We start from the raw sequence: 7,271 nt of genomic DNA on the forward strand, positions 1-7,271 counted from the left end.
ACACAGAGAAGTTGCAAAAGTACGAAATAATATAATAACACGAGGTGAAATCCGTCTCGTGAGACGAAAAAAAACATCTCATGGGACAACTAAATCTGTCTCATGGGATGAAAGAATCCGCCTCATGAGACGATTTTCTCTGTTCTTAGAATGAATAACCGATTAGAATGGATAACCGATAGCAAAATGCCAAGCCATGCCATCTTTGAAACTCGGAATATTATAATATCCTTTCTTCCCGGTATCATACGGGTCATGCAACGCTATTCCCCAATCCAAGCGGAACACCAGGAAGTCCAGGTCATAACGTACACCGATACCTGTACCGAGAGCTATCTGTTTCGGGAAGTTCTTCAACGTGAATTTTCCATCAGGACGACCAGTGTCTTCACGCATCAGCCAGACATTACCGGCATCAAGAAAGACAGCTCCATGCAAGTCGGCCAGGATACGGAACCTGTATTCCAGATTCGCCTCCATACGGATATCCCCCACATGGTTAATGTACGAATACTTTTTCTCCTTATCAGGCGGATATCCACCGGGACCAATACTGCGTGCGGAATATGCACGGACACTATTGGCTCCTCCTATATAGAACTGCTCCGTGTAAGGCGCCGTTGTTGCATTTCCATAAGACCAGATTACTCCTCCGGCGATGCGTGAAGCAATCATCTGGTTCCTGTCTATGCGATAGTGGTAGCGGAATTCAGAGTTCAGCTTCAGGAATTGCGCAAATGGTACGCCCAGCAATTTCTTATCTTTTCTGTTAAACGATTGTCCGAAAGTCTGGTAAATCAGAGACGTCAGGTTACCGGCGGAAGCAACCGTCGTTTGCCACCAGATGGGATTGCGCACTCCGCGGACGGATGCGTTGTCATACGTAAAGGTGTACTCCATCTTCGGGATAAACTGATCGCGAAGGCTGATGTAAAGCGCCGGATTCTGCGCCTGCAATGCATCGAAGGCGGGAGTCGGATTACGAAGTACGTTAAACGTTAGTTGGAAAGGAGTAATGCTGTGTTTCCTCGTAGGTACGGGCTGGAAATCGTACGTGACGTTTCCGCCGAACGCCAGAAGCTGGTAGTATTTTGCCCGGTTCATCTGATCTATGTAGATACGGAAAGTGGTTGAGGCGGGGAAGTCATATTCCAAAGCTCCCAAGCGCGGAAATACTACACGCGGGAAGACAAGCGAGGTCGATACTCCCACTTCATAACTGTTCATCAGCGAGCTACTGTTTCCACCGGTTTGCCACTCATACGAACCGTTCACTTTCACATTCCATGTTTCACCGCCACCAAAGACATTATTCTTCGTAACGGTGAAAGCGGCGCCCGGTCCTGCCTGGTTATTACTCTTCATGATGACGTTGAAGTCCAGTTCCGCGTCGTAAGGTTTATCCAGCATGGCGCGTATGTTTACGTCAAGGGTATCCGATATAAGTGCGGTATCTCTCGGTGTGTATTGCACCTCCGTATAACGGAAGATACCCACACTCGCCAGACGTTCCTGAATACGGGTCTGCCTGTACTGGCTGTATAACTTTTCCGGACGGCGATTCAACCCTCCGCTGGATAGTTGCTGCCTCTTCAAATGATATCCCTGATAATTCAGCCAGCGGTAAAGCATATTGGGGCGTATCTTCAGCTTGTTGTAGTAGTGCAGCCAGAAATTCTTGTGATAAAGACTGTCATTCGGCATTTGCCCTTGCGGACCGTGTAGATAGAAACTAACATTTCCTACAAAGAAAGGCCGTTCCGCATCTTTCGGCATGCCCGGAACGGGAGTCATGCGTAGCGAAACATGTCCGCCGCGTACAAGGGTCGTATCAGCCTGATAAATCAGATAGTCGGGACGGAAGTAATAATACCCCATATTGCGCAACAGGGTGCTGATACGGGTACGTTCTCCGTCAAGGTCGGTAACATTGAACTGTTCGCCCGGACTGATAAGTGAACGCCGCCGCCCCAGGTCTATAATACGCATGGACGTTTTGTTAAAGCCATGATAATATACGGTGTCGATGGAATAGGGATTGCGCATGTTTACGGTGTATTGTAGCTTTGCTTTCAGGCTGTCTTTGGGATTGATGAAGGTCTGGTAATCGACCGTACCGTTGAAGTAACCGTAATCGTGCAGAATATTTGTCGCCACTTTCTTCCGCACATCCGGATTGACAGTAGATATGAATACGGGAGTAGCTGCGAACAGGTTGAATATTAACTTCCCGAATCCTTTTTTGTATTTTCCGAAATCGTTGTACACCCACAATCCGAAAGGGAAAGGGATACGGTATTGGGAACTGCCCAATAATGAATTGTTGGGAGCTTTGGCAAGCGCCGCTTCCACTTCTTCCATAGCTGTGACGCCAACAGGAGTCACCGAAAGGTTTTCGACCTTTATCGGCTTCTGACCGGTATAAAGTATCTCTCCTTCGGGCAAGTTCTTGGTTGTTGAGCAAGCTGCCAGAATCAGGGCGGTAACGAGTATATATATAAATCTCTTCATCATCTCTTTTTACTACTTACTACTAACTACTTACTACTTACTACTAACTACTTACTACTAACTACTAACTACTAACCACTTTATTCCACCTCCTGTGCCCTCTTTTTCCTTCTGAACAGGAACAGTTCACTCAGCTTATCCATCTTCCGCCGGAGTACGAGGCCGACACCGGTTTCGGTGATTTCACCATCGAGTACGCTCTCATAGTTTTTGTTATGGAACACACGCACATACCGCGTTCCGCTATTGTCCAGCCGATACTCCAGGGAGATATTGTCGATGAACGACTCCACATTGTTGGTGGCGTTGGCGCCGCTGGATACTTTTCCGCCGATAACCACCTGCACGCGATCGTTGAAGAAACGCTGCGAGTAGCGGAAACTGTAATCCGTCTGCTTGTCACCTGTTTCGGCGGAAGTACGGTCTTCTATACCTACGCTGAGAGACGCATTCTTAATTTCGCCGGTAAGCGCATTAATCTGGCTTTGTAACACACTGTTCAGCGCAGCGCCCATATCCAAGCCACCTCCACTTGCGCCACTGTTCAGATAGATACCCGTAGCAAGCATGGCAACTGCCTGTTTACTACGTTCTTCCGTAGCCATCGCCATCAGTTCGTTCTGTACCGAAGCATCGTCCGGAGCATTCAGGTCGAATGTAAGATCCGGATTCTCCAAACTGTTCTTGATGCTAATGGAAATATCGAAATTCACCATGCGCGAACCGCCATTGTCGCCATCGGATACCGAAGCGCGCATACGTTCAGTGGCGGTGAGATTCAGTTTGGGACTCATGGGGTTACCGCTCCAGTCTACGTAGCTACCGTTCGTAAAATTGAACTCTTTCAGCGGAATAACGGGTAGTGCATATTTCATCATACCGCCTATCAGGGTGTAGCGACCGGAAAGCGTCAATTCGCCTTGCGGGGAATATTGCAGGGTGAGGTCACCGCCGCCCTCTAATTCTACGCGGCTGCTACGGTCGGGACTGAGGTCGGCGCGCAGGCGGACAGCATCGTCAATGTGCATGGACATCAACATGTCCATACCGCCCAACGACATGGCGGGTGCTTCTTGAACCACGGCAACGGTATCGGTGAAAGAGGTAAATGTTACCAAACCGCCCAACCGGTCTTCTACCGTGATTGGTGAGTCGGTCAGTACATAAGTTACATCCGTATTACCCAGCAGGTTCATGTTTCCGCGCATAGTCAGCGCATGCAGCGGACCGCGCACTGTAGCGTTCAGGTCTACAAAAATCTTACCGTAAATCAGACTTTCGCGAGTGCGGGGCGCATCAAGGAAGGTATAGTTCTTTGCTCGCAGGTTGAGTTGGGCTATCGGATTCTGCATATTCCGGAAATCTATGTTCCCATCAATTGTAAAAGGATTCCGGCTTGTGGTATATATGGCAAACTTGTTAAAGACGAGCTTATTGTCTTCTATCTTCACCGGATGGTTGTCGAACCAGTAGCGTGCACCTGCCTGGCGGGCATAGACCGAAACGCTATCCATTGAAAGCTCTCCGCGCATCTTCGGTGCATCCATGGCGCCGGTAATATTAAGTTCACCGTCAACATCACCGGTGAAAGTCACTACCTGGTCGGGCATGAAAGCATTGGCAAAAGAAAGCGGGAAATGTTCAAAGGTAGTATTGACTTCAACCGTATCGCGTCCGTTTTTCTGTGTCAGCACCGCATCGGCGTTCAGCACTTCCGTGTCTCCGGTGCGGAAATAGGCATTCATATAATGGGTTCCGACATCCCCCGGCAACCACGTGACACCCAGTCCGACGTCGCCCACAGGATGCCGTTCGTAGGTGAATTTATCCACACCGGCTTCGACGGAAACTTGCAGCGAGGTGGGGGTCTGTATGTACTTCGCATCTGCCGTCAGAAGCCCCGTTACTTGGGGCATATAGGGCAGGATACTACTCAGCTTGCTCAGGCGGAAGCGGCTCAACTCCAAGTTGATGTTCTGCAGAGAGACGGTATCCGCCCGGTCGGACTGCATGCGGAAACGCAGTCCGTCGTCGCTACTCATATCCACATTGGCATATACGCGCATGTTCTTGTGCAGGTAAATCCAGTCGCTACGGTCTACAAAGTGGAATTTCTGGAAGGCGACGATGGGTTCGGCAGGTATCAGGCGGAAAGCAAGGCCATTGCCTCTGCCGCGACCTTCTATCAGTGGACGCGCATTGATACCAAGGTCAAGTCCGGTATCTCCGTTGGCATCTATATAGTTCAGGGTAAGTTCGGCGTCTTCATTGCGGATTTCGCCCGTCAGCGTGCTGCGGAAAACAAACTGCGGATTTCTCGGGCCATTGATGACACCCCCTTGCAACGTCATGCGCGAGGTATCCTGACGGATAGCAAAGAAGATGGTATCCAGTTGCAGGGAATCCATCCGCAAACCGTGTATCGCCGTCCGTCCGTTAATCCCCCATTGGGGGGTAGTACCGAAGTTGAGAATCATATCATCGAAAGAGATATTCTTTGTTGCCAGAAAGTAGCTGACCGGATTTTTACGGCCCGCTTTCAGTTGCATACCCGCTGAAGGCAATACCCGGCGCAGGGCGGCATGGTTCAGTTGCTTCGATTCTATTTGTTTGGCGAGCAGGGTGGCAAAGGCGCTGCTCTGTTCCATCAGCCTCTCCAAAGTGCTGCGGGTTCTGAACCGGAAGTTGAGATCGCCTGCATCCAACTGCATCTTGATAGAGTCATGACGGGCTTCTGCACTGAGACTGAAAGCAAAAGGTTGCTTCAACTCCTGGATAGATATGCCCAACTTATATAAGTCCATTTCTTCCACGTTCACATCAATCTTACCGTCCGGATAGTTGCGGTTCAGACGCATATCGACATCGGCTTGCATTTTTATCAACGGGTTATCGCTAACCAGATGGACGGTAGCGAGCGCCGATTTCAATCCGGCCGTAAAATCTATGGCGGATATATTCCAACGTCCATATTGTAATTCATCAAGAGAAGCCTGCACGGTAGCTGTGGTGTGGTAGTTTCCGGGGTCGAATCCCTTACCCCGGGCAGTTGCTTTTGCCGAAAGGGTGTAGATTGAGTCTTTAGGCAGGAAGTTATGCAGTTGCAGGGCATTGATAGTAAGGTTTGCTTGATAGGCTTCGTTGACGGAGTTGTAATGCGCCGTTAAATCCAGCGCTCCCGTACTCTCTTCCAACTTCATTTTAGCATCATACTTCGGTCCGTCCAGAGCGAGACGAGTTGTCAGGTGCATATTGTCCGGGATTACAAAAGAGCTGTCAGGAGTGGCGCCTGTCAATCCGGTCAGGAAGTTCAGGTTTTGTGTGCGGATGTCAAGGTTTACATTTCCGCTACGGGTCAGGCTGTCCGTCAGGTTCAGCACCTCACCGTCGCCGTTCAGGGCAAAGGCACCCGGCAGGTTGATATTGAGGCGGGAAATCTGCATCCGGCTGAGACTTCCTTCTACTCCGGCGCGAATCACAAGGGGGCGGAAAGGATAGGCTTTCTTAAAAGTCTCAGGTAATTCACCGGCGAAAAGTAATACGTCCTGTTTGCCGATGAGGGCATCGAAATGAGTCGTCAACTGTCCTGTGGTAGCTATCTGCTCCCAGTAGGTTTGGGCGGTGAGGCTCATTTCACTATGTGGGGTAAGCAGGCGCAATGAAGGTATCTGTATCATGGCCGAATCGGCGAACACCCGCCCCGTCAGTGAAGTGACGCTCAATCCGGAGCGCTCGTTCATGGAGATTTCGTTGACGACGGCGTTTATGTTCCGTCCGTAATATGTCACAGAGTCAATCCCTATGCGGATATCCCGCAGGGCGATATGCGAAGCGTCGAAACCTTCCAGGGGCTTGGCATTGCCGGTGTCATAGTTCACGGAAGTACCGGTAAGCAGGAATTTCCTCCAACCGTAAGCCTGACGGCGCATGTCGACAACGGCTTCATCTACCTGCGCTTCGCCCAGGCGGGCGGAAAGGCGCATGGAGTCCGGCGGCATTTGCAGTTCGACGGAAACATTCTTCAACGCCAGTTTGCGCAGTACGGCTTTCCAGTTGACAGGAGTCGAAGTAGTGTCGGGAGGAGTTGCGGTGCTGTCGTTCATCACGACGGATATATGGGTGTCGCTCAGTTCCGCCCGGTTTATGACAGCATCCTCTTGCTTCAAGTCTATGCCGTGGCTTTCTAAGAAGAAACGGTCTAAAATGCCTTTCACTTGCATGCCGTCTATCAGATTGGCGGAGTTCATGGATACGCCGCGCAAGGTTACTTCGTCTACTTCCACCCGCCCATGTATCAACGGCAATGCCTGCACGCGTACGTTCAGACTTTCCAATAGCAGTAAAGTATCGGGCTTCTGTATCACCTGCACCCCACGTACCAACAGGTTTAGCGGGAAGCGCAAGTCAATGCGCTCCACACTGATGTCCATGCCGGTGGCATCTGACGCTATTACCGTAGCCTGCTTCCGCAGAAAATTCTGCACAGGCGGTACGTAAAGCAAAATCATTAATACAATGAACAGCAATACAGGAGTTAGTAGTATCCAAACTGCCCATCTTAACCATTTTCTTCTCATGAGGACGTCAATCAATAGTCGGAGTTAAAAGTGTCACAAAGTAAACAAATTAATTCGGATTTTGGTTCCTGAAAACAGTAAAAAGCAATAATCGTTTGAGTTTTTGATGAGAGAGGCCTAAATTAGTTCGGGGTGTTGCCGTTGAAAGTTGGTGTATCGCAGTTAAGTAGCTGTTCATAATTA

The 7,271-nt window shown here is 49.8% G+C and carries 2 protein-coding genes; both read right to left on the minus strand.

The annotated features are described in order from the left end of the window. Positions 1–162: 162 nt before the first annotated feature. A complete protein-coding gene (locus B2Z67_RS06910) occupies positions 163–2,511 on the minus strand; it encodes a BamA/TamA family outer membrane protein (protein WP_291529100.1) in 2,349 nt (782 codons plus the stop codon). 80 nt (positions 2,512–2,591) lie between these two features. Then, positions 2,592–7,088, minus strand: coding sequence for a translocation/assembly module TamB domain-containing protein (locus tag B2Z67_RS06915; RefSeq protein WP_291529087.1), 4,497 nt, complete (start codon positions 7,086–7,088; stop codon positions 2,592–2,594). Positions 7,089–7,271 lie beyond the last annotated feature (183 nt).

Origin of the sequence: Bacteroides sp. UBA939 (assembly GCF_002293435.1) — a bacterium.
GTDB lineage: Bacteria > Bacteroidota > Bacteroidia > Bacteroidales > Bacteroidaceae > Bacteroides.

Bases quoted from the DNA above. Each gene is read 5' to 3' on its own strand.
- B2Z67_RS06910 (WP_291529100.1), bottom strand. From the start codon at position 2,511: ATGAAGAGATTTATATATATACTCGTTACCGCCCTGATTCTGGCAGCT.
- B2Z67_RS06915 (WP_291529087.1), bottom strand. From the start codon at position 7,088: ATGAGAAGAAAATGGTTAAGATGGGCAGTTTGGATACTACTAACTCCT.